Raw genomic sequence first — 22,358 nt, forward strand, 5'->3', positions numbered from 1 at the left:
CACATGGACGAGGCGCTGGGACCGCCGCCCGCGATGGCCGAGAAGGCCGACGAACTCACGCCGATGCTGTCGCAGTATCTGGAACTGTGTGAGCGCTACGACGACGCGCTCGTGTTGTTCCAGGTCGGCGACTTCTACGAGACGTTCTGTGAGGCCGCCGAGACGACCGCCCGCCTGCTGGAGATTACGCTCACCCAGCGGGAGGATTCGACGGGGACCTATCCGATGGCCGGTATCCCCATCGACAACGCGGAGTCGTACATCGAGACGCTGCTGGATGCGGGCTACCGGGTCGCCGTTGCCGACCAGGTAGAGGCGGCTGAAGCGGCATCAGGACTCGTCGACCGGGCGGTCACCCGCGTTGTCACGCCGGGAACGCTCACCGAGACGGAGCTACTGGCCGAGGCGGACAACAACTTCGTCGCCTGCCTGACCGACGGCTACGGTTTGGCCCTCTTGGATGTCTCGACGGGTGACTGTTATGCCACCCGGCTGGACCGCACGGCGGGCGTCGCAGACGAACTCGAGCGGTTCGACCCCGCAGAGGCGGTTGTCGGCCCCGACGCGCCGACCGACTGCTTCGGCGAGGACTGCATGGTGACGCCGTACGAGCGGTCGGCCTTCGAACTCGACGCCGCCCGCGAGCGGGTCGAGGCCTACTTCGGGTCGACAGCGCTCGCCAGCGACGCCGAAATACGAGCCTGCGGAGCGTTGCTCGCGTACGCCGAGTACGCCCGCGGAACGACGACCGACGGCGAGACGGAGCCGCTCGATTATATCAACCAGCTCACGCGGTACGACCCCCGAGAGTACATGCTGTTGGACGCCGTGGCGGTGCGCTCGCTGGAGATATTCGAGCCGCGGCACGTCCACGGGCTGGAGGGGGCGGCACTTGTCGAGACACTCGACGAAACCGCCAGCGCCCTCGGCGGCCGCGAGCTTCGCGATTGGCTCCGCCGGCCGCTGCTGGACGCCGACCGAATCGAACGCCGGCTCGATGCTGTCGAGGCGCTTGTCGAGCGGGTCAGCGACCGCGAGCGGGCAAGCGAACGCCTCGCGGACGTGTACGACCTCGAACGACTGGTGGCGGCCGTCTCCCGCGGTCGGGCCGACGCCCGCGACCTCCGGGCGCTGGAGTCGACACTGTCTGTCGTGCCGGAGCTACGCGCCTGCCTCGACGACGCGGCCGGGGAAAGCGAGAAGCTGGCGTCGGTCCGCGAGCGGCTCGACGACTGCACGGCAGTCAGAGAGCTCATCGACCGCGCCATCGTCGACTCGCCACCGGTCGAAATCACCGAGGGCGGTGTCATCCGGGACGGCTACGACGAGCGACTCGACGAACTGCGAGCCACCGAGCGGGACGGGAAAGCATGGATAGACGACCTCGAAGCCAAAGAGCGCGAGCGCACCGGCATCGACTCGCTGAAAGTCGGCCACAACTCCGTTCACGGCTATTACATCGAGGTCACGAATCCGAATCTCGATGCCGTTCCGGACGATTATCAGCGGCGGCAGACGCTGAAAAACTCCGAGCGGTTCTACACCCCCGAACTCAAAGAGCGGGAAGACGAAATCATCCGGGCCGAAGACCGGGCCGACGAACTCGAATACGAGCGCTTCCGGTCGGTCCGAGAGGAGGTCGCGGCGGCCACAGAGCGGATACAGGAGACCGCCCGCGCCGTCGCCGAACTCGACGTGCTCTGTGCGCTGGCGACCGTCGCCGCCCAGTACGACTACTGCCGACCGACCGTCGACGCCGACGGTATCTACATCGAAGGCGGACGGCACCCGGTCGTCGAGCGCACCGAGTCGTCGTTCGTTCCCAACCCGACCGACCTCCCTGCAACGGAGCCGCTCGCGGTCATCACCGGGCCGAATATGTCAGGCAAGTCGACCTACATGCGCCAGGTCGCGCTGACTTCGGTGCTCACACAGCTCGGGAGTTTCGTGCCGGCGGAACGGGCCGCTGTCCCGATATTTGACCGCGTGTTCACTCGTGTCGGCGCGTCGGACGACATCGCCGGCGGTCGCTCGACGTTCATGGTCGAGATGACGGAGCTGTCGACGATTCTCGACGCCGCCGACGGGCGGAGCCTGGTCGTTCTCGACGAGGTCGGCCGCGGTACCTCGACCCGCGACGGCTACGCCATCGCGCAGGCGACGACCGAGTACCTCCACGATGAGGCCGGCGCGTTTACCCTGTTTGCGACCCACCACCACGAGCTGACCGACGTGGCCGCCGAACTCCCGCAAGCGCGAAACTACCACTTCGCGGCCGCCCGGACGGCCGACGGTGTCGAGTTCGACCACGACCTGCGGCCGGGGGCCGCCGAAGCCTCCTACGGGGTCGAAGTCGCAGAGATGGCGGGCGTTCCGGAGGCGGTAGTCGACCGAGCCGACGAGCTTCTCGGCGGAATGCGGAGCAACGACACGCCGCCGGCCGCCGCCGCATCGACGGATGGCGGGCGCGTTCCCGAAGCGTTGCTGGCGGAGTTAGAGGCCGTCGACCTCGCGGAGACGACGCCGCTGGAGGCGTTGAACCTGCTTTCGCGGCTCAAATCACAGCTCGACTGAGCTGCTGTGGGCGCGCTGAAAGGGGCTTTACACATCGGACGAGCGACGTTCGGACGGCCCGCTTGGATTCGACGATAGAAGGCAAAAAACCAAGGTCGCGGGTATCGGAGCGAGTCATACCATGCTCGGTCAGCTGCTGGACATCGCCGAACAGCGGTTCGCGGAGGCTATCGTCACGATAATCGACCTGCTGCCCCGACTTATCCTCGGGATACTGATACTCGCCGTCGCGTTCGGTGTCGCCGGCACAATCGCCGGCACGGTCCGGAGCGGGCTCTCACAGACCGGGCTCTTCGATGCGGTCAGCCAGACACCAATCGCCGGAAACGCCTCGGCAAACAACATCGCGGCCGGGACAGGAATACTGATTTCGGGATACGTGAAGCTCATCGGCGCGGCGATAGCCGTCGCCGCCCTCGAAATCGGCGGTATCAGCGGGCTGGCGGTCTCCGTCGGCTGGTATGTGACGTTTGCTCTCGGCGCGGCAGCCGTCGTCGCCATCGGGTCAGTGCTGGCGACCGTCGTCGGCGGCCGCGCAGCCGCGTGGGAACCGGTACGGGGGACCGCCGCAGCGCCAATCCTCGGTGGGCTGACACAGGCGTTCCTCTATCTCGTCGCCGGCGTCATCGCACTCGACTTGCTTGACCTCCGGACCGGCATCGTCTTTGCCGTCGTCGAACCGCTTGCCCGTGGACTCGGCCTCGCGCTGGCGGTCGGACTCGGTGCCGCCATCGTCATCGCCTACAGCGACGATATCGCGGCGTACCTCGATAACATCGGTAGCTGAGACGGTCGACAGACGGCGGCTTTTTCTCCTCCGGTGACGAGAAGCCGAACGTGACGACGCTGCTGGACGACCTCTCGGGCTACGAGTTCGAGGACGCCGTCGCCTCGCTGTTCCGGGCGCTTGATTACGAGGATGTCTCGGTCGCGACCCGGGTGGCAGACGAGGGCCGCGACATCACGATGTACGACGGTGAGACGGCCTACGTCGTCGAGTGCAAGCACACCGACACCGTCTCCCGGCCGGTCGTCCAGAAGCTTCACTCAGCGGTCGCGACATACAGCCACGACGGCCCGAAACACGGGATGGTCGTCACCTCGGGTCGGTTCACCGGACCGGCCGAAAAATACGCCAAAGAGCTACGGGAGCGTGGCGACCCGCACCCGATAGAGCTCCTCGATGGAACGGATATCCGCGAACTCGGCGAATCGGTCGGGATGGACCTCCGCAACGGCCGCATCGAGATTCTCTGCGAGGAAACGTTGCCGGTCGGCGACCCCGAGCACGTGCTCGCGGCTGTGTTCGAGGAAATCAAAAACGCCCCGCCGCGGACGAAACTCCCCGAACCGGCAGTCGAGGTGGGCTACAACCCCATCGTCGATATCGAGGCGGTCACCCGGTCGACCTTCGAGACGGGGGCCGGCGTCATCCACCGCATCAACCGCCGGGACCGCCTCATCGTCGAGGCCGACCCGGCCGGGCCGCGGCTCGCGCCGGGGGGCGTTTCCACCCTGACCGGCATCGAGTCGGTCGCCCTCAGTGACGAACAGAAGCGCCACGGCGGCGAGGCAGTCCGGTTCGGGCTGACGGAATCGGAGGCCAGAGACTGGACCAGAGAGCGTCTCTGTGACCGCCTTGAAACGACGGTGGCCTACACCGGCGACAACAACGTCACCTACGAGCAAACCTGCCGGCCCTCGCCGGACGACGTTGCCCTCCAGCAGGTCGAGCCGTGTTATCTCCCGCGTGTCGACGCTGCCGTCGAACTCGGAGCCTACACCCACCGATACGAGTACGACGCCGCCGGTGAGCGGCACGTCCCTCGGACGGATGGCATCCGGCGCTGTGTTCACTGCGAGACGGCTGGGGCCGACGCGGCAACGTACACGTACTGTGAGAACTGCGGCAGCATCAGTTGCGGAACCCACACGAAGACCGAGCGGCTCGAATCGGAGCCGGTCTGTACCGGCTGTGCGGTCACCGGCGAGTTCTTTTATGCGACAAAGTACTTTTTCGACGAGGAAAACCGGGCGGCGTTCCGCGACGAGTACGAAGCAATGCCCATCCATCACAAAGCGATGGAAAACCCGTATTTGACGGCTGCTATCGTCGCTGCGGCACTGCTCGTCGTTGCGGCAGTGGCTGTCGCCGCCCTGTGAACTACCCCTGCCTACTCGCCTGCTTCGCAGGCTCCTTGAGGCAGGGGCTTCCTGATTCAACGACGCGACTTGCAGACACGGAAACTAATCGCGTGGCGTCAGCGAAACGAACTCCAGGCCCTGCTCGGCGAGCAGCGACCGCGCCCGCTCGGTGACCGAGGGCGCAACGAGAATGCCGCGAACCTCGGCGTCGGCGTGGAGGTCACGCTCCAGCGCCGCAACGTAGCGGTCAAGCTGGCCGACGGCGTCTGGACCGACACGCCGCCGTTTCAGTTCGAGAACGGTTGTTCGTCCCTCGCTGTCCTCGCCGTAGACATCGACGGCTCCGGCGGGCGTCTCGCGTTCGGTCGCCAGCGGTCGAAACCCCGACTCGACGAGCGACGGCTCCGAGAGGATGCGGTCTTTCAGGTCGGCTTCGGTTCCCTCCAGTTCGAGCGTCTCCTCGTCGGTCGGCCGAAAGACGGCAACGTGAGCAACATCGCTGAAGCGGATTTCGAGCCGCTCGTCGGGCGTCTCCCGCCGGCTCTCGATGACAAGTGCGCCGTCATCGACCCGGCACTCGTGGGTGCAGCCGGGGGGCTGCCAGTTGACCGGCTTTTGTCCCTCGTCGGTGTGGACGAGCGCCGCCCCGTCCGGTTTCAGCATCACGTGCCGGTCGCCGGGGCCGAGTTCGGACGCCGCCCGCCCCTCGTAGTCGACGGTGCAGCGGCCAAAAAGCGTCACAAGCGCATCACTGGCGAGCCCGTCGGCGACGAGCGACGACGCCGGACCGACAGCCGGCTCGGCAAGCGTTCGTGTCGCGTCCTCGCTCGGGTCGTCTGTCACGGCCGAGGGTAGCCGCGAGCCGCGGTTAAGTGTCGCGTTCTCGGCAGCGGCTCTTTGTGTCTGCCGCCCGAGGAGCCGCTATGGACGACGAGCACTCGTTTGACCCGGACACCGAGGAGGGGCGCGAGGTGGCGGCCAAAGCGGGGGAGGAGTCTTCCGACTTCCTCTCGCTTCTGCCGCACTACTACCGGGGAGAGGTCAGCCAGATGTCGACCCGAATCAGCCGCCTCGACCTGACGGTCGATTGGGCTATCGGTCTCATCGCCGCCGTGCTAGCGCTTTCGTTCGCATCACCCGACAGCCCCCCGTACTTCCTGCTCATCGGGATGCTCGCGCTGACTATCTTCTTGGGATTCGATATCCGGCGCTACCGGTCGTACGACGCGGCCCGCTCGCGGGTCCGGATGATAGAGGAGAACGTCTTCGCGAACGCGTTCAACCCCAACGGGACGGTTCATGACCACTGGCGGTCGGAACTCGCCGAAGACCTTCGCAAGCCGACACTTAAGGTGTCGGTTCGGGAGGCGGTAACCAGGCGTCTCCGCCGAGTGTATTTCCCGCTGTTGAGCCTCCTGTTTCTCGCGTGGGTGTTCCGGATTACAATCTTCGTTCCCGGCGAGCAGTGGCACGAAACCGCATCGGTCCCGGGCATTCCCGGCACTGTCGTTGTTGGAATCGTCGTTGGCTACTATTTCGCCACCGCAGCGCTGACGTTCTGGCCGGGACAGCGCCAAGCGAAGGGGGAGTACTACGGGGTCGACCCAGGACGCTGGAAAAAGAAGAAGTGACGCGCTCAGCCGGACCCCGGTAGCCAAACGACGGTTCCACGGTCGGGGTCGAGCCAGCGCAGCGCCGCAACGATACTCGCACCGTCCGGGCCGGCGACGCCACGGACCGCCCGGCCACCGGCTAACCACCCGCGGAGATAGGCGGCGTCGCGTTCGCCGTCGTAGCCGACGAGTGCGACCGTCGGTGCGTCCGGCGGGCTGAGCCGCCCGTTTTCGACGCCGAAGACAACGTAAGTCGTGACCGAAAACGACGGGTCGACGACGTAGAGGCGCTCGTGTTCCAGCGGGTCGATGTACCCGCCGATGTCGGTAAACGAAAGGTCGGTCGCCAGCGGGTCGCTGTCGACGGCTGTCGTTCGGTGCTCTGTCAGCCGTCCCCCCTCGGCGTCGAGCAAGCGGTCGGCCCGCTTGCGAGCCCAGTCGTCCTCCGGTGGCCTGCCAAACGGCGTGTCGACAGTCAGTGACTCAGGGTCCGGTGTCCAGTGTGCGTAATGGAGGTCGTAGCCGTCTCGGTCGTAGGCGACAAGCGTTCGATGACCCATGGGGCCGCTGGCCGCGTGCTCGGTTATAAATATCGGCCCGCAAGCCGGCCTCCCGCGTAGCTCTCCGATAGATTCAATCCGCTTCCGGATGGCCAACGTGGCAATGTCCGATACGTCCGGCAAGGTCGACCGCGAGTTCTTCGAGACACAGATTCAGCCGAATCTAGGCGCAGCGGCCGATTCGACGGTGCTCGGTCCAGAGCACGGTATCGATTTCGGCGTCGTAACGCCAGCGGGTGAGGCACTCGTGATTACGGCCGACCCGCTTTCGGTCGTCCCGGCGCTCGGGTTCGAACGGGCAGGGCGGCTCGCCGTCCACAGCGTCCTCTCCGACGTCGCCGTCAGTGGCGTCCCACCAACTCACCTCAGCGTGACACTCACACTCCCAGAGTCGATGGCTGAAGCGGAGTTCGCGGCGTTCTGGGGCGGTGTCGACGAAACGTGTTCGCGGCTCGGCGTCGATATCGTCACCGGCCACACGGGATATCACGCCACCGACTTCCCGTGGGTCGGCGGCGCGACGGCCATCGGCTTCGGCGACCCTGAACAGCTCGTCAGGCCCGACGGCGCGCGGCCGGGCGACGGACTCTTGCTCGCCGGCGGGCCGGGCCGCGAGGTTGCGGCGCTGTTTGCGACCCTGTTTTCTGATACTCTTGATGTCACCGAAGAGACGTGTCAGCAAGCGGCGGCGCGGCTCGAAGCGACGACCGCAGTCGAAGACGCGCTCGCCGCCGCCGACGCCGCCCCGGTTTCGGCGATGCACGACGCGACCGAATGCGGCGTCAAGGGTGCTCTCGCCGAACTGGCGGCCGCAAGCGGTGTCCACATCGACATCGAAAGCGACGCAACCCCGTCACAGCCGGATATCGACGCCGTCTGCGAGGCCGTCGGCCTCGACCCGTGGTCTGTCTCCGCCCGTGGAACACTGTTGATTACCGGCCGGCCGGATGCGCTTGCGGCCGTCGCTGACGCACTCGAAGCCCGGGGGACCGATGCGGCAATTGTCGGCGCTGTCACTGCCGGCGACGGCGTTCACATCGACGGCGAGGCGGTCGACCATCCCGGTGTCGACCCCGCGTGGGAGACGTTCAGGGAGCTTGGAGAGGCGGGAAGTAATTAGCCGTGTCTAAACAATTTCTTAGACAGAAACTATAAAGTAGTCGGCGCAAAAAGGTCCGATTGCGTTCCGGTGCTGCCGGAGCGCGTGAGCTCCTGTCACGGACGTGGGTCGTGCTCGGGTTCGCGTCCGTACTTCTGTTCCAATGGCTATCGAACGGCAGCAGCAGCGATAAAAAAACAGCGAGAGTGGGTTACTTGCCGCGCTTGTCGTTGGCGCGGATGCTCGGACGGGTGTGTTCAGTACCCTTGCCGCGCTTTTGCTGGCCGCGGCCGCGCTGGCCGGCGGAGGTGCGACCGCGGTAGGCGCGGCCGCGCTGGCTGTCGTCGCAAATCCAGCTCAGGTCGTCGTCGTTCTGGATGGCCCCGTGCTCGGGGTCGAGCAGAATGACTTCGAACCATTTCTGCGAGCCGTCCTCGCCAACCCAGTAGCTGTTCAGTACGCGGAGGTTGCGGAACTTCCGTCCGGAGCGCTCTTCGGCGATGCGCTGGAGGTTCTTCCGCCGAGTGATCTTGTTGACACCCTGGCGCTTCGAACGACGGCCGGCCTTGAACCGCTGTTTGCGGGCCGTGCCTTTCCGGACCGACACGCGAGCGACGACAACGCCCTGCTTGGCCTTGTAGCCGAGCGAGCGGGCCTTGTCGAGTCGGGTCGGCCGTTCGATGCGTTCGATTGCGCCCTGGTCGCGCCATTCCTGCTGGCGCTGCCACTGCAGTTCCGCGAGCTTTCCTTCCTTGGGCGTCTTCCACGCCTCTCGGATGTGTGAGTAGAAGCTTCGTGCCATGATGTTCACCACGGGCGTTTCGTGGTTCAACCGGCGGAGCCGGTCACATTCCAGCCTGTGTCGACAGGTGCCCGCTGGTGCCCGTCATCCAGCGAGTCGTTTCAACCGTGGCCGCTGGCGTGGTTAAGCGCTTCGGAACGGTAGCGGCTGTAACGCGAGCGGGTGGTTTCTATATCCCAATATGCAGTTTATCGCGCACCACGGGAGCGAACCAGTGGAAGCACGTGTCTGTCCGGAAAACAGCCCGCAGCGGCCTTACTGCTCGAAGGCACGCAGCGAATCGAACTCGTCGGCAGCAAGCGCGTCAGCGAGCGCCCGCTCGTCGACAGCCGGCGTCTCGCTTGGGTACTTCCGCTCAAAGTGGCCGAGCAGGTTCTCAACATCGCGGACCAGCAGTTCGTCGCTGTTTTCGTGTTCGGTCGGGACCGACTGCGGCCAATCAAAGATCGTCACGCCGTCAGCGGCGACGAAGACGTTGTACTCGCTCATGTCGGCATGGACGTAGCCGGCGTTGTAGGCGGTCGCCATCTCTTCGAGTATCAGCTCGGCGACGCCGACGACCTGGTCGGCGTCGAGTTTGGCACGAGAGAGCTCGACACCGTCGACTTTCTCCATCACGATGGCGTGGCGGTTCTGGTCGACCGGACGGGGAACCGACACCTCCGGATACAGTGTTTCGAGGGCATCGTACTCCCGCTCGGCTGCCTTACGGGCCGTGTAGAACCACGACCGGTGTTCGTTGTCGGCGGTGTACTCCCGCTCTTTTTGGACCTCACGGAAGTTGGTATACCCCTCGCGGTGGAACTTCAGGGCAAGCGGGCGAAACGACCGGGCCTCGTAGACGTCGCTTTCCTTGCCGACGCCGAGCGGGGAGCCGACGCCGTCTATCGACTCCCGTTCGGAGAACGTTCGCAGCGCCAGCGCGTCGTATCCCTCGAAAGTGAGCCGGTAGCCGGTGTACTGAATCGTCTTCCGCTCGATGAGTTCGCGGTCCATGCAGCGGTCGAGGCGGTAGGTCAACTCTTCTTCGTCAAGCCGAGAGAACTTCGGTAGCTTCCCCTCGGCGACCCACCGTGAGAACCGCATCCCGTGTTCGATGCCCGAAAGCAGATGGAAATCCGGCTCCTCCAACTCGGCCATCTGCGTGGCGACGTTCTGGACCATCTACCACGGCGTAGGAAACCCACACTCAAAAGGGCCTCGCGTGCGCTTTCCGGGAGGCCGGGGGCGCTCGTAAACCAAACAACGCTATACAGAATGGCCTATACGTCGTCGAACGGCCGTGTCCCTTCGTCATCGAAGGCGTAGACGGTAAGCGGGTCGTCGCTCGGTGGGCCCATTCCGGGTGCGTGTTGGGGCATTCCGGGAATCGCAAGGCCGGCGACAGCGGCCTCGTCGTCGAAGAGACGCTCGATGGCCGACAGTGGTACGTGGCCCTCGACGAGATAGGAGCCGAACTCGATAGTATGACAGCTGCGCATCGACTCGGGGACACCGAGGTCGGCTTTCGTCGCGACAAAGGAATCGAAGTCGGGACGCTCCTCGACGGAGACAGCAATGCCGTTCCGTTCGAGGTAGTCGACGTACTCGCCACAACAGCCACACGACGGCTGGTGGTACTGGACGACGGAGTCTACTGGAACGTCGCCATCCCACGTCCAGTCGGCGGTGCCGGTCGACTGCTGTGGCGGGTCAGGGTCACCAGAATCACCGGTACAGCCGGCGAAGCCAGCAGTGGCGACGGCACTCGTCGCCAGGAAACTGCGGCGTGAAAGCTCCATAAACGGCTTTCACGCCACAGAATAAAAACTGTCGCGGGGAGTCCAACAGTTCGGGACTGGTTAGTGGGCGAGGTCGGCCTCGAAGTCGTCGAGCGGAACGACCGAGTAATCCACAGAGAGGATGTCACTCGTTGCTCTGACCTTTCCGACGAAGGTCGATATCTCGTCCAGTTCGCCTTCGAGGATGAAAAGTTCCATGCAGTAGTGGTCGCCGACGTGGTTGTGAACGTTCGAGACGACCGTGTGTTCGTGGTCGTGGCGTATCTGCATCATCCGTTCTTCGGCACTGGATGTCTCGTGGTCGAAGACGACGGTGACGACGCCCATCAGTTCGCGGCCCTCCAGTTTCTTATCCTCGAACTCCCCGAGCAGGTTGCGGGAGGCCTCCCGGACAACCTCGCTACGGCCGGTGTAGCCGTGTTCTTCCGCGAACTCGTCGAGTCGGTCGAGGAGCGATTCCGGCATCGAGACGCTTACGACGGTCATGTATTAACTGAGCGTCGGAAATATGTTAAAGATTGTGCGTTTGGGGCGATAGTCGACCGTCCTCCGAAGGAGATAGCTGTTATCAGGGAATCGAACGGCGGAAAAACGCGGAGGGCGGCAGGTGGATGAAGCGAACTCGACCGCCCGGTAGGATGTGGACACCGGGTAGTTGTGGGCGTTGTGGTGCACGCCTCGAAGGTCAAGCGGGACGGAGACGGACGATGGGGGCGTCACCAGCGTCGACGGCGACGTAAATGAAGTCGGTGTCGGGTGCGGTCTCGATGGCACGAATCCGCCAGTCGCGGTCGGCCAGCAGTGCCGATGTCTCTTCGACCACAGTCCCGTCGACAGTGAACCGGCCGAGGTATTGGCCGGCGAGATTTCCGACAAAGAGGTCGCCGCGCCACTCGGGGAAGGCGTCGCCGTCGTAGAACATCGCCCCCGACGGCGGGAATCCGCCGGAGCCACACTCCCAGTAGTAGACGGGGCCGACAGTGTCGTCGCGTTCGTGGGGCTGTTCGCCGACCGGCTCGTCGGTGCCGTACTCGCAGCCGTAGTGGACGACCGGCCAGCCGTGATTGCCGCCGCGTTCGATGATGTTGATTTCGTCGCCGTCCCGTTCGCCGTGTTCGCTCTGCCAGATGTCGCCGGTGTCGGGGTGAATATCCATCCCTTGTGCGTTCCGGTGGCCGTAGCTGAATATCGCGTCGTTGATGTCCGGGTCGTCCGTGAAGGGGTTGTCCTCCGGAACGGTACCGTCGGGCGCGAGCCGGAGCGTCGCCCCGAGGTCGTTGCTCGGGTCCTGGGAGACGTGGTCAGGGCCGAAGTCCTTGTCGCCGCGGTCGCCGGTCGTCATATACACCATCCCGTCCTCGCCGAAGACGACGCGGGAACCGTAGTGTTGGGTCGAGTCGACGAACGGTTCGGCGGTGTACAGCCGCTCGAAGTCTTCGAGTCGGCCGTCCGCAGCCGCAAGACGGCCGCGGCCGAGACAGGTCGTCGACTCTCCCTGACCGTTCGTCGCCGCGTAGGTCAGGTACACCCACGGCTCCGACTCGAAGTCGGGGTCGAGAGCGATGTCGAGCAGTCCACCCTGTCCGGCGGCGTGGACATCCGGCAGGCCGTCGAGGCGGTCGACATCGCCGCTTTCGCGGTCAAGGAGCGAAAGGGACCCCTCACGTTCGGTTACGAGAAGCTGTTCGTCGTTCGGGAGGAAGGCCATCCCCCACGGGTGGGCGAACCCGTCTGCGACTGTTTCGACGGTAAACTCAGTCTCTTCCGGGGCATCCGGCGTCTCTCCGTTGTCATCGAAGACATCGGTACAGCCAGCGAGCGCTGCCGCACCCGCGAGGCCGGCGGCACGGAGATAGTCGCGCCTGTCAAAACGGGGCATTGTTCTGCCGGCCATTGGGGACGAGTGGGCATGAACGCTGGGACGCGCTGAGTAAGGGTTTTTATCAGCGTGGTACGACACTAAACGGCATGGTAAATCTTACGGGGCGGACGGCAACGGCGCTCGCGGCCGCCGTTCGAGAGGGAGAGCTATCAGCAGCCGACCTCGCGTCGGCGTCGCTTGACCGTATCGACGCCACAACCGACCTGAACGCGTACGTGACGGTGTTGGATTCGGCCGCCCGCGAACGCGCCGCGGCGATAGACGACGGAGAAGCGTCCGGGCCGTTGGCTGGCGTTCCGGTCGCTATCAAGGACCTCCGGTCGCGGAAGGCCGGCGTCCGAAACACGATGGGGCTAGCAGCACTGTCCGACAACATCGCCGAGAGCGATGCTATCGTCACCGAACGGCTCGAAGCAGCGGGGGCGAACATCGTCGGCACGACCAACACGCCAGCGCTCGGCCACACCATCAAGACCGACAACCGGCTCGTCGGGGCGACGCCGACGCCGTTCGACGAGAACCGCTCGGCCGGCGGCTCCTCCGGGGGGTCGGCGGCCGCCCTCGCCGCCGGCACCGTGCGGCTGGCGACGGGGTCGGACATCGGCGGGTCGCTACGGGTGCCGGCGTCTTGCTGTAACGTCATCGGCCTAAAGCCCACGCTCGGGGTCGTCCCGGAACGCGGCGGGACCGATGCGTTCAGCCCCAATTCGCCGTTCTTTGTCGGCGGCCCGATGGCCCGGACCGCCGAGGAGACGGCGCTGGGGCTGTCGGTGCTTGCTGGCCACGACAGCAGGGACCCCTACAGCGTGCCGCTCGGCGAGACGGAGTATCTCGCGGCCACTGAACGGCCGACCGAATCGCTCTCAGTAGCGTACAGCCCCGACCTCGACCTCCAACCGGTCGCTCCGGCGGTCCGGGAAACAGTCGGAAAAGCGGTTTCGGACCTCGAAGCCGCGGGCGCGGCCGTTGAGACGACCGCAGTGTCGCTGCCGCCGTACGAGGAGCTATCGATGGCCTACGTCACGCAGGTGGGGGCGTTCTTCGCGGCGTTCGCCCAGCAGGTCGAAGCCGAGTACGGCGTCGACTTCGAGACAGCCGACATCGAGCCGACGGTCGAAGCGACGATTTCGCTGGCCGACGGGCTCGAAGCCAGCGACGAACGAAAACAGAACGTCCCGCGGACGGCCGCCTACGACGGCATCGAGGCGGCGCTGGCCGGCCACGACGTGCTGATAACGCCGACGCTCACCGTTCCCCCGTACGGCAAGCGGCTTGCCGACGGTTACCCGACAGAAATCGACGGCGAGACGGTCCGCGGCGTGCCGACCGACGCGATGTTGACGTGGGTGTTCAACCTGACCGGCCACCCGGCGGCATCGGTTCCAGCCGGCTTCACTGACGATGGGCTTCCGGTCGGGCTGCAGGTCGTCGGCCGCCGGTTCGGTGAAGCGGACGTGCTGGCGGCGGCGGCGGCGCTCCAGCGCGTTCGGCCGTGGACGGACGCCTATCCGGACCACTGAGCGCCGTCAGTCCCGTTCCTCGGGGTCGATGCGTCCGAGCCGGAAGGCGTTGCCCGTGACGCCGAGGCTCATCCCCATGTCGCCGACGAGAACGGCGATAATGACGGAGACATAGCCGAACGGAACACCGGCAGCCAAGAGGGCTTTGACCCCGAGGCTGGCGACGATGTTCTGTTTGATGACGCCGTTTGCGGTCCGCGAGAGTCGGAGACAGTACGGCACTCCGTTGAGGTCATCAGCCATGAGCGCGATATCGGCAGTTTCGAGCGCGGCGTCCGTTCCGGCGGCACCCATCGCGATACCGACATCGGCTCTTGCGAGCGCGGGGGCGTCGTTGACGCCGTCGCCGACCATCGCTACGGTGCCCGCCGCCAGCAGGTCCTCGATGGCGTCGAGTTTCTCTTCCGGTAGGAGTTCCGCTTGAACGTCCTCGATGCCAACGGTGTCGCCGACCGCGCGCGCGGTGCGCTCGTTGTCGCCGGTCAGCATCACCGTCCGCACGCCGGCATCTGAGAGCGCCTCGATGACACGCCCGGCCTCGGGCCGAACGGTGTCGGCGACAGCGACGACACCGACTAACTCCGTCTCAGTGCCGACAATCACGACCGTCTTCCCCTCGTCCTGTAGCTCCGCTATCGTCTCTGTGCGGAGGTCGACACAACCGGGACGGTCGCAGTCGGCCACACCGGCAGCAGCGCTGACACCGCCATCGGACCGCAGATGGGCGTGGCCGAGGTCGTGGCCGAGGTCGGCAAACAGCCCCGGCTTGCCGACGTAGTAGGTCTCGTCGAGGTCGCCCCGGACGCCGCGGCCGGTGAGGTTCTCGAAGGCCGTCGCGGAGGGATAGCCGACGTCCTGTTCGTCGGCGTATTCGACGACCGCCTCACCGATCGGGTGTTCGCTGTACTGCTCGACCGCCGCTGCCGTGGTAAGGACATCCTGCCGCTCGTAGCCAGCCGCCGGTACGATATCAGTAACGGAGAGTTCACCCGTGGTGAGCGTCCCCGTCTTGTCGAAAGCAACGGTGTCGACCTCGCCCATCCGTTCGAGATGGTCGCCGCCCTTGACGAGGACGCCGTTGCGGGCCGCGCTCGTGAGCCCGGAAACGACAGTGACCGGCGTCGAGATGACGAAGGCGCAAGGGCAGGCGATGACAAGCAGTGTCAGCCCACGGACGAACCACGTGTCCCACGGCCAACCGAAGGCCAGCGGCGGGACGAGGAAGGTCAGGACGGCAAGAACGACGACGACCGGCGTATAATACCCGGCGAAGCGGTCGACGAACTGTTCGGCCTCCGTCCGTCTGGATTCGGCCTGCTCGACGAGTTCGATAACCCGGGACAGCGTCGTCTCATCGCCCGGCGCTGTCGCTTCGATTTCGAGGTAGCCGCCCTCGGCGACGGAGCCGGCATACACCTCGTCGCCGTCGTCCTTGTCGACCGGCACCGACTCGCCGGTTATCGGGGACTCGTCGACCGCTGACGCGCCGTCGGCGACGACGCCGTCGACCGGTATCCGCTCGCCGGGGCGGACGACGACTGTCTGGCCGACCCCAACACTCGCTGCCGGGACCGTCTCCTCGTCGCCGTCTGCCCGCTTGACCGTCGCCGTCTCCGGCGACAGCGCCAGCAGTTCACGAATCGACTCGCGGGTGCGGTCCATCGCATGGGCCTCAAGCAGCTCTGCGGTACTGAAAAGGACCGCCAGCGTCGCCGCCTCGACGTAGTGGTCAGCGACAACGGCAGCGATGATAGCCGCACCCATCAGCAGGTCGATATCAAGCTCACGGAGGCGAGCAGAACGGAGTCCCGCACGGACGATTGGCGTACCGGCGACCGCGCCGGAAACGAGGAAGGCAACATCGCTGAGGGTTGTCTCGCGGCCGACGGTAGCAAGCGTCGGGTCGGCAAGCGGCCCCCACAGGGACAGAAAGCCAAGCGCCATCGCGACAGCGCCGAGACCGGTTAGCGTGGCGCGCCGACTCCGCCAGACGTCGGCCCCGCCAGTCATCCGTCCCTCGGTGTCGACCACCTCGTAGCCGGCCGCCTCGACGGTGGCGACAAGCGATGGAACATCCGTCGCCGAGTCATCGTATTCAACGACAACCACGCCGCTCGTCGGTCGTGTCTCGACGCGCTCGACACCAACAGCATCAGTCAGCGCCGACTCGACTTTCCCCGCACACGACGAGCAGTCCATCTCCGGCGCCGATAGCTCAACGCGCTCGTGGCTCATTAGCCGACAGTAGCATCTACAGCGGCAAAGCGGTGCGTTTGGTGTGTACCAAACGTCTGGAGGGTCGTGGAGTCACTCGGTCTTTGGCTCGTGGCGGACACGGTAGCCACTGTCCGTCTCTGTGACGGCTTCGGCTGTATAGAGCTGGATTCCCCGTTCCTGCTTCGTCCGAACCGGGAAGTCGTAGTTGTCGGCGCGATATTCGAAGCTCTCGCCCGTCGAGCGGCGGCGGTCGATGAACGCCCGGTGCTCGTCGAGCCGTTCGTCGGTGACACGACGGGAGAGCGCGGGGACATCGGCCGCGCGGTCGTCGAAGGCTTCGACGAGTCCATCATCGAGTTCGTAGCCGACCGAGTTCCGGCCGGCGACCATCGCTGCCAGCGTGGTCGTCCCCGTTCCCCAGAACGGGTCGAGAACGGTATCGCCGTAGGTGCTGTACATGTTGATGAGCCGATAGGGAATCTCGAACGGGTAGGCAGCCGAGCGGTCCCGGAGGTCCTCGTTGTCGAGTGTCTGCGTCTCACCCCGGACATCCGTCCAAACATCGGAGAACCACTGGTTCCGCTCCTCCCAGAAGTAGGCCGCCTCGTAGCGGCGGTCGGCGTTCGGCTCGAAGGCCCGCCGGCCCCCGTTCCGGAACACGAGGATATACTCGTGTTCGAGAGTGACGTAGGCGTTCGGCGGAACCATCCCGGAGCCCATGAACTTCGCCGTCGAGTTGGCCGGTTTGCGCCAGAGCACCTCGGGAAGCGGGTCGAAGCCGAGCGACTCGAAGGCCTCGATGATGCGGGCGTGGTTCTGATAGACGCGAAAGCCGTCTCCGAGCGTCCGGGTCGCGTCGCCGACGTTGACACAGGCAATGCCGCCATCGACGAGGACGCGCGACAGCTCCCGCCAGACCGCATCGAGCTGCTCGTGCATCGCCTCGAAGGCGGCGTCGCCGTCACCGTCGGAAAGCAGCGATGCCACCGTCCCGTCGAGGTCGGCAAAGAGGTCGTCCCAAAGCTCGACCATCGGGTACGGCGGCGAGGTAACGACCAGCTCGACCGCATCGTCGTCGAGTTCCTCCAGCCCGCGGGCGTCGCCGGCGACGATGCGATGAGTGGTTTTCATGGCGACCGCTTTTCTCCCCGGCCGGATAGTCCCTTCCGTCGCGGCGAGGCCGCGTCCCTGCCCGTGACACAAAGAATCAACCGGCTGGACGGCGTACGCTGAACGGACGGATGGAACGCGGTACCGCCGGGACGCGTCAATTGCGGAGACGACTCCGTGATGTCGCCGTCCTCTTCGTCCACAGCAATCTCCTCATCTCGCTGGCGGCGACGAGCGTCGCCTTCTCGACGATGTGGCTCGTCGGCGTGTCTGCCGACCCGGTACCGCTGTTTATCGTCTTCGCGGCGACGCTTTTCGTCTACAGCCTCAACCGGTTGACAGACATCGAAGAGGACAGACAGAACGTCCCGCGGCGGGCAGCCTTCATCGAACGCTACGGCAAGCCGCTGTTTGCGGCCGGTGTCGCGCTGTATCTCGGCGCTATCGCCGTTGCCGTCTGGCTCGGGCTTCCCGGCGCGCCGTTTCTCATCCTTCCTGCAGTAGTTGCAGCGCTGTATTCGACGTTTAAAATCAAGCAGCGACTGCTCGTCAAGAATCTCGTGGTCGGCGTCGCGTGGGGCATCATCCCGCTCGGCGTCGGCGTCTACTACGGCGTGCTCTGGACACCGGAGGTGCTCTTTGCCTTCGTGTTCGTTACTGTCATGCTGACAGTCGCAGCGGCGATTTTTGATATCAAGGACATCGAGGGCGACCGAGCGGAGGGAATTAGGACGTTCCCGATTGTTTTCAGCCCGGCAGCGACACGTTGGGGTGCCGCCGTCATCACCGTCCTCGTCGCGGCCGGCGTCGTCGTCGCCGTTGCGACCGGCGTCGTCTCGCATCGAGCGCTCGTTTTTCTGTCGCTTTCGGCGTACGTCTTCGCCTACATCCCCTTTGCGAGCCGCGACCGCGGGCCGCTGTTTTACGGGTTCGTCGTCGACGGCGAGCACGTCTTTCTGGGAGCGGTGGTCCTGCTCGTCGAGTGGCTGTGAACGGACAAGCCGCCCGCGACGACTGGAAAGGATTAACCCGGTTCGGACTGAAGGGCCGACAAGAATGAGCAAGGACGTCAAGCCGACGCGGAAGAACCTCATGGCCATCGAGGACCGCATCGAGCTGTCCGAGCGGGGCCACGACACGCTCGAAAAGAAACGGGACGGCCTCATCATGGAGTTCATGGACATTCTCGACCAGGCACAGGATGTCCGGTCCGACCTCGATGAGAACTACGAGCGCGCTCAGCGGAACATCAACATGGCGCGGGCGATGGAAGGCGATGTCGCGGTCCGGGGGGCCGCCGCAGCGCTGAAAGAACACCCCGAAATCACCACGCAGTCGAAGAACATCATGGGCGTCGTCGTCCCGCAAATCGAGTCGACGAAGGTCAAGAAGTCTCTCGACCAGCGCGGCTACGGACTCGTCGGGACGTCCGCCCGCATCGACGAGGCTGCCGACGCCTACGAGGAGCTGTTGGAGACCATCATTCTCGCCGCCGAGGTCGAGACGGCGATGAAGAAGATGCTCGACGAAATCGAGAAGACCAAGCGCCGTGTCAACGCCCTCGAGTTCAAGCTGCTTCCCGAGCTCCACGAGGCACAGGAGTACATCGAGCAGAAGCTCGAAGAACAGGAGCGGGAAGAGATATTCCGGATGAAGAAAATCAAGGCGAAAAAGGAAGAAGAGGAAGAAGAAAACCCCGTCGCCGACACCGAATCCGCCGCGGAAGCGGCCGTCACGGAAGCCGGGCAGTAGCTCCGAAACAGCCCGTCAGGCTGCTGCAGCTGTCGTTGATTGAGACTGCGTCGGCGCGTCCGCTTTTGTCCCGAGCACTGTCGGGTGTCTGTTTCTGACACGACCGCAGCCTATAATCACCCCCGGGTAAATGATACGGTAGCTGAGCGACCGAAACAATGAGCGAACGCGAATCTCTCTCGGGGGCGGACAACGCGTGGCGGCGGATGGGGACACCGACGAACCTGATGACGATTACGGGGGTGATGATGTTCGACGAACGGATGACCTACGAGGACCTCTGTAATCGGCTCGAAGAGCGGCTGCTTCGGTTCGAGCGGTTCCAACAGCGTATTGGCGGCCGGAAGCGCCGATTCAGACAACCCTACTGGGAAACCGTCGACGGCTTCGATGTCGAACCGCACGTCTACCACATCTCGCTGCCGGAGCCGCAGGATAAGGCGACCTTCGAGGCGTTCGTGGGAAAACTGATGAGTCGGCCGCTCGATGAGTCGCGGCCGCTGTGGGAAGCGTATCTCGTCGATGGAGCGGGGCCGGGAGAAGGAAACGCAGTAGCGTTCCGGCTCAACCACAGCATCGGGGACGGCTTTGCGCTGCTGTATGTCCTGCTCGGGCTCGTCGACAACCCCGGCGACATCGAACTCCCATCGGGGATGGTGTCGGCACCGGATGATATCGGCGACGATGCCGACAGCGGAGCGGACGGGGGTAATGGGTCGGACGAAAGCGACGTGGCGAGTGGGGACGGACAGCCCGCCGACACCGATTCGAAATCGGATGGAGAACGTGGCTCGTCGGGGCTCCCGAGTCCCGTCAGCGCGGCCGGGACTGCAGCGACGGGCGTTGCGACGGGGTATGACCTCCTGTTCGGCGACGACGACCCCGATACCTCGCTCCGCGGCGAGCTGGGGCAAACAAAGCGGGCGGCTTGGACCGACGAGATTCCACTGGAACAGGTCAGGACCGTCTGTGAGGCCCAGCCGCACAGGGCAACCATCAACGACGTTCTGCTGGCGGCGCTTGCGGGGGCGCTTCGCCGGCTCTTAGAGGACCGCGGCGAACCCGTCGACGGGATGGAACTCCACGGGACCGTGCCGGTCAACCTCAAGCCGATGGCGGAGCGGGACGGTTCGCTGGGGAACAACTTCGGGCTGGTGTTCCTGCCGCTGCCGGTCGGTACTGAGCCGCTACAGGAGCGAATCAGCATCATCCACGAGTGGATGGACGGCAAGCGGGCAGGGATTCAGGCGTTCCTGATGTACGCGCTGTTGACCATCGGCGGCCACGTGCCCGAGTACGTCCAAAAGAAGGTGATGACGCTGTTCGAGGACCGCGCGACCGGCGTCGTGACGAACGTCCCGGGGCCGACAGATGCCATCCAGTTCGCCGGACGCGAGATAACCGACATGATATTCTGGGTGCCGCAGGCCAACGAACAAGGCATCGGCATCAGCATCTTCAGCTACGACGGCAACGTCAGAGTCGGCGTCGCGGCCGACGAAAACCTGCTCGGAGCGCCCGGAGAACTCGCGGCAGCCTTCGAGGCGGAGATGGAGGCGCTACTCGAAGACGCCGAGTAGTACAATTCATACGGAGCGGGCCGATAACGGGGCGTATGAACTGTCCGAGCTGCGATGTCCCGCTTGTCGTCTTCGATGTCCCCGTCACGTACCGAGATTACATTCCAGAAGGTGCCGAACGCGCCGGGCTGTGTCCGGAGTGTCTGGCGCTGGCCGCCGCGGAGGATGCGGCTGCCGAGTCGCGCTTCGAGCGCATCACCAGTTCGTTCCCAACCGACGAGGACGCGGCCGTGCCGCTGGCCATCGCTGTCGGGCTGCTCGATTCGCTCGCGCTCAACCGGCAGGCGCTGGAGGAGTTGCTGACCGATGTCGAGAGCGCCGGCGTCGACCCGCTGTTGGTCTTAGACCGGCTACACGTACAGGGCGGCACCAACCCTGAGTTCGATATTGAGCGACGACGACACCAGTTGACACAGCTACTCGATTAAACGCCGGTCGAGTATCGGAGGATGCCAGCGATGCCGCCGAAGGCGGTCAGTAGCTGTTCGCCCTTCTCGAAGTCCGTCGAGATGAATTTCACGTCGGAGCCGCGCTGTTCGGCCAGTTCCATCAGGTGGTCGATGGCGTCTTCCCGTTCGACGGCCTCGCCCTCGGAGCCGTCCTCGCAGGTGTGGTCGGGCGTGTCGGCCCGGCGGTCGATGAGTTCGTACTCTTCGCGGCTGCCGCAATCGAAGGTGACGACATCCTTTCGGAGGTCTTCGCTGATGAGCAGCCGGTCGACCGACCCCATCATCAGGTTCTGTCTGGTCGCATCGAAGCCGTAGGTCGCCTTCTGGCCGTCGTGGAGCTGCTCGAAGAACTCCTCCATTTCGGCCTTATCTTTCATGACCTCCGTCTCGGCGAGGACGTCCTCGGCGGCGTCGACGAGGTCGTACAGCCCCGACTCGTCGGTGTAGGAGATGTCGAACTTGCCCAACACCATGTCCTGTAGCTCGTGGTGGAGGTAGTCGCCGTCGAGGAATTCGTCCTTTGTCGGCGAAGGCCCACCGACGAGGATGCCGTCCATCTCGTGGCGCTTCGGAACGAAGAGGTCGTCAGCCATCTCGGCGACCTCCTGATAGAAGTTGTCGATGGCTTCGAGCCGCAGGCGGGCGAATCGCTGGGCGGACTGGCCACCTTTCCGCTGCTTGCCCGGCACCAGCGAGGAGGCGGACTTGACCGGCTCGACACGCTTGCCCTTCAGCCAGCCGACGTTGGCCTCTCGGCGGTCGAGGACAACGAGCCCGTAGAGGCCCTTGTCGCCAAGCATCTCCTGCAGCGGCTCGGTGAGAAAATGCGAGTCACAGTGGTACCGGAACGACTGAATCGGGTCCGGCGGCGACTCAAGCACTTCCGTGACCATGTCGGTTTGGCCACCGCCGGCATCGACCGCGCCCGAAAACAGCACCATCCCCCTGTCCGGCGGGAAGGTATCGTAGTACTTCAGCCGATCCTTGAGACTCTTGAGAGCATCCTGTACCGCAGTCCGGGTCTGCTTTGATTTGATGTTCGCGGCTTCGCTGTGCTCCTGTGTGACGTGTTGGACCACGTCGCTTATTTGTCGGTCTTCGGGGACGTAAATCGAGACGAGCTGGGTCCCGGAGCCCGAATACTCGTCGAGTTCCTCGATTACCTTCTGGAACTCGTATTTCTGTTTGTCTGACGGCTCCCCGTCGTCTTCGCTCATTATCCCGCCTTTGCGGGTCAGGGAGTAAAACTCCGTCCTTTGCGCGGCAGATTTTAA

Annotated in this window: 20 protein-coding genes; 10 read left to right on the plus strand and 10 right to left on the minus strand. The window is 64.8% G+C overall.

From position 1 onward, the window contains the following. The first annotated feature begins 3 nt into the window (after nt 1–3). The 3 genes from mutS (at nt 4) to NP_RS00590 (ending at nt 4,737) form a co-directional block, all read left to right on the plus strand. Nucleotides 4–2,574, plus strand: coding sequence for a DNA mismatch repair protein MutS (gene mutS, locus NP_RS00580; protein WP_011321846.1), 2,571 nt, complete (start codon nt 4–6; stop codon nt 2,572–2,574). A gap of 121 nt (nt 2,575–2,695) precedes the next feature. After that, nucleotides 2,696–3,361: a hypothetical protein gene (locus NP_RS00585; protein WP_011321847.1), complete on the plus strand. Its 666-nt coding sequence runs from the start codon at nt 2,696–2,698 to the stop codon at nt 3,359–3,361. Between the two features lie 50 nt (nt 3,362–3,411). Continuing rightward, nucleotides 3,412–4,737, plus strand: coding sequence for a restriction endonuclease (locus NP_RS00590; protein ID WP_011321848.1), 1,326 nt, complete (start codon nt 3,412–3,414; stop codon nt 4,735–4,737). Nucleotides 4,738–4,821: 84 nt separating this feature from the next. On the opposite strand, the gene nucS is transcribed toward NP_RS00590, so the two are convergent. Further along, on the minus strand, nt 4,822–5,562 hold the full coding sequence (gene nucS / locus NP_RS00595; RefSeq protein WP_011321849.1) for an endonuclease NucS: 741 nt from the start codon (nt 5,560–5,562) through the stop codon (nt 4,822–4,824). Between the two features lie 80 nt (nt 5,563–5,642). On the opposite strand from nucS, the gene NP_RS00600 reads away from it, so the two are divergent. After that, entirely contained in the window at nt 5,643–6,350 is a 708-nt protein-coding gene (locus tag NP_RS00600) for a DUF2270 domain-containing protein (protein ID WP_011321850.1), read from the plus strand. Between the two features lie 5 nt (nt 6,351–6,355). Here NP_RS00600 and NP_RS00605 read toward each other — a convergent pair whose 3' ends face one another. Next, nucleotides 6,356–6,892: a DUF6735 family protein gene (locus NP_RS00605; protein ID WP_011321851.1), complete on the minus strand. Its 537-nt coding sequence runs from the start codon at nt 6,890–6,892 to the stop codon at nt 6,356–6,358. Between the two features lie 103 nt (nt 6,893–6,995). Here NP_RS00605 and NP_RS00610 point away from each other — a divergent pair, with 103 nt between their 5' ends. Beyond that, the gene (locus NP_RS00610) at nt 6,996–8,012 is read left to right on the plus strand and encodes an AIR synthase family protein (RefSeq protein ID WP_011321852.1); all 1,017 of its coding nucleotides are present in this window, start codon (nt 6,996–6,998) and stop codon (nt 8,010–8,012) included. A 190-nt stretch (nt 8,013–8,202) separates the two neighbouring features. Here the strand turns inward: NP_RS00610 and NP_RS00615 are convergent, their stop codons facing one another. From NP_RS00615 to NP_RS00635, 5 genes are all read right to left on the minus strand, one after another. Further along, nucleotides 8,203–8,793 carry a 50S ribosomal protein L15e gene (locus NP_RS00615; RefSeq protein ID WP_011321853.1) on the minus strand — a complete coding sequence of 197 codons (591 nt, stop codon included), beginning with the start codon at nt 8,791–8,793 and terminating at the stop codon, nt 8,203–8,205. 255 nt (nt 8,794–9,048) lie between these two features. Then, complete coding sequence (locus NP_RS00620) at nt 9,049–9,957, minus strand: serine/threonine-protein kinase RIO2 (RefSeq protein WP_011321854.1); 909 nt, start codon at nt 9,955–9,957, stop codon at nt 9,049–9,051. A gap of 98 nt (nt 9,958–10,055) precedes the next feature. Continuing rightward, on the minus strand, nt 10,056–10,574 hold the full coding sequence (locus tag NP_RS00625) for a DUF411 domain-containing protein (RefSeq protein ID WP_011321855.1): 519 nt from the start codon (nt 10,572–10,574) through the stop codon (nt 10,056–10,058). A gap of 60 nt (nt 10,575–10,634) precedes the next feature. Then, nucleotides 10,635–11,060 carry a nickel-responsive transcriptional regulator NikR gene (nikR, locus tag NP_RS00630; RefSeq protein WP_011321856.1) on the minus strand — a complete coding sequence of 142 codons (426 nt, stop codon included), beginning with the start codon at nt 11,058–11,060 and terminating at the stop codon, nt 10,635–10,637. Between the two features lie 199 nt (nt 11,061–11,259). Further along, nucleotides 11,260–12,453, minus strand: coding sequence for a PQQ-dependent sugar dehydrogenase (locus tag NP_RS00635; protein WP_011321857.1), 1,194 nt, complete (start codon nt 12,451–12,453; stop codon nt 11,260–11,262). Nucleotides 12,454–12,542: 89 nt separating this feature from the next. Here NP_RS00635 and NP_RS00640 point away from each other — a divergent pair, with 89 nt between their 5' ends. Beyond that, the gene (locus NP_RS00640) at nt 12,543–13,976 is read left to right on the plus strand and encodes an amidase (RefSeq protein WP_011321858.1); all 1,434 of its coding nucleotides are present in this window, start codon (nt 12,543–12,545) and stop codon (nt 13,974–13,976) included. Between the two features lie 6 nt (nt 13,977–13,982). Here the strand turns inward: NP_RS00640 and NP_RS00645 are convergent, their stop codons facing one another. Further along, on the minus strand, nt 13,983–16,211 hold the full coding sequence (locus NP_RS00645) for a heavy metal translocating P-type ATPase (protein ID WP_148215418.1): 2,229 nt from the start codon (nt 16,209–16,211) through the stop codon (nt 13,983–13,985). Nucleotides 16,212–16,283: 72 nt separating this feature from the next. Continuing rightward, on the minus strand, nt 16,284–17,324 hold the full coding sequence (locus NP_RS00650) for a DNA-methyltransferase (protein WP_011321860.1): 1,041 nt from the start codon (nt 17,322–17,324) through the stop codon (nt 16,284–16,286). Between the two features lie 110 nt (nt 17,325–17,434). On the opposite strand from NP_RS00650, the gene NP_RS00655 reads away from it, so the two are divergent. From NP_RS00655 to NP_RS00670, 4 genes are all read left to right on the plus strand, one after another. Then, on the plus strand, nt 17,435–18,295 hold the full coding sequence (locus NP_RS00655; protein WP_011321861.1) for a UbiA family prenyltransferase: 861 nt from the start codon (nt 17,435–17,437) through the stop codon (nt 18,293–18,295). A 64-nt stretch (nt 18,296–18,359) separates the two neighbouring features. Next, nucleotides 18,360–19,055, plus strand: a complete 696-nt coding sequence (locus tag NP_RS00660) for a V-type ATP synthase subunit D (RefSeq protein ID WP_011321862.1) — start codon at nt 18,360–18,362, stop codon at nt 19,053–19,055. Nucleotides 19,056–19,213: 158 nt separating this feature from the next. Beyond that, nucleotides 19,214–20,635: a WS/DGAT/MGAT family O-acyltransferase gene (locus NP_RS00665; RefSeq protein WP_011321863.1), complete on the plus strand. Its 1,422-nt coding sequence runs from the start codon at nt 19,214–19,216 to the stop codon at nt 20,633–20,635. Nucleotides 20,636–20,670: 35 nt separating this feature from the next. Next, on the plus strand, nt 20,671–21,063 hold the full coding sequence (locus tag NP_RS00670; protein ID WP_011321864.1) for a DUF6276 family protein: 393 nt from the start codon (nt 20,671–20,673) through the stop codon (nt 21,061–21,063). On the opposite strand, the gene prf1 is transcribed toward NP_RS00670, so the two are convergent. Then, a complete protein-coding gene (gene prf1, locus NP_RS00675; RefSeq protein ID WP_011321865.1) occupies nt 21,060–22,301 on the minus strand; it encodes a peptide chain release factor aRF-1 in 1,242 nt (413 codons plus the stop codon). The genes NP_RS00670 and prf1 overlap by 4 nt on opposite strands. Between the last annotated feature and the right edge of the window lie 57 nt (nt 22,302–22,358).

The organism is Natronomonas pharaonis DSM 2160, assembly GCF_000026045.1.
Classification (GTDB): domain Archaea; phylum Halobacteriota; class Halobacteria; order Halobacteriales; family Haloarculaceae; genus Natronomonas; species Natronomonas pharaonis.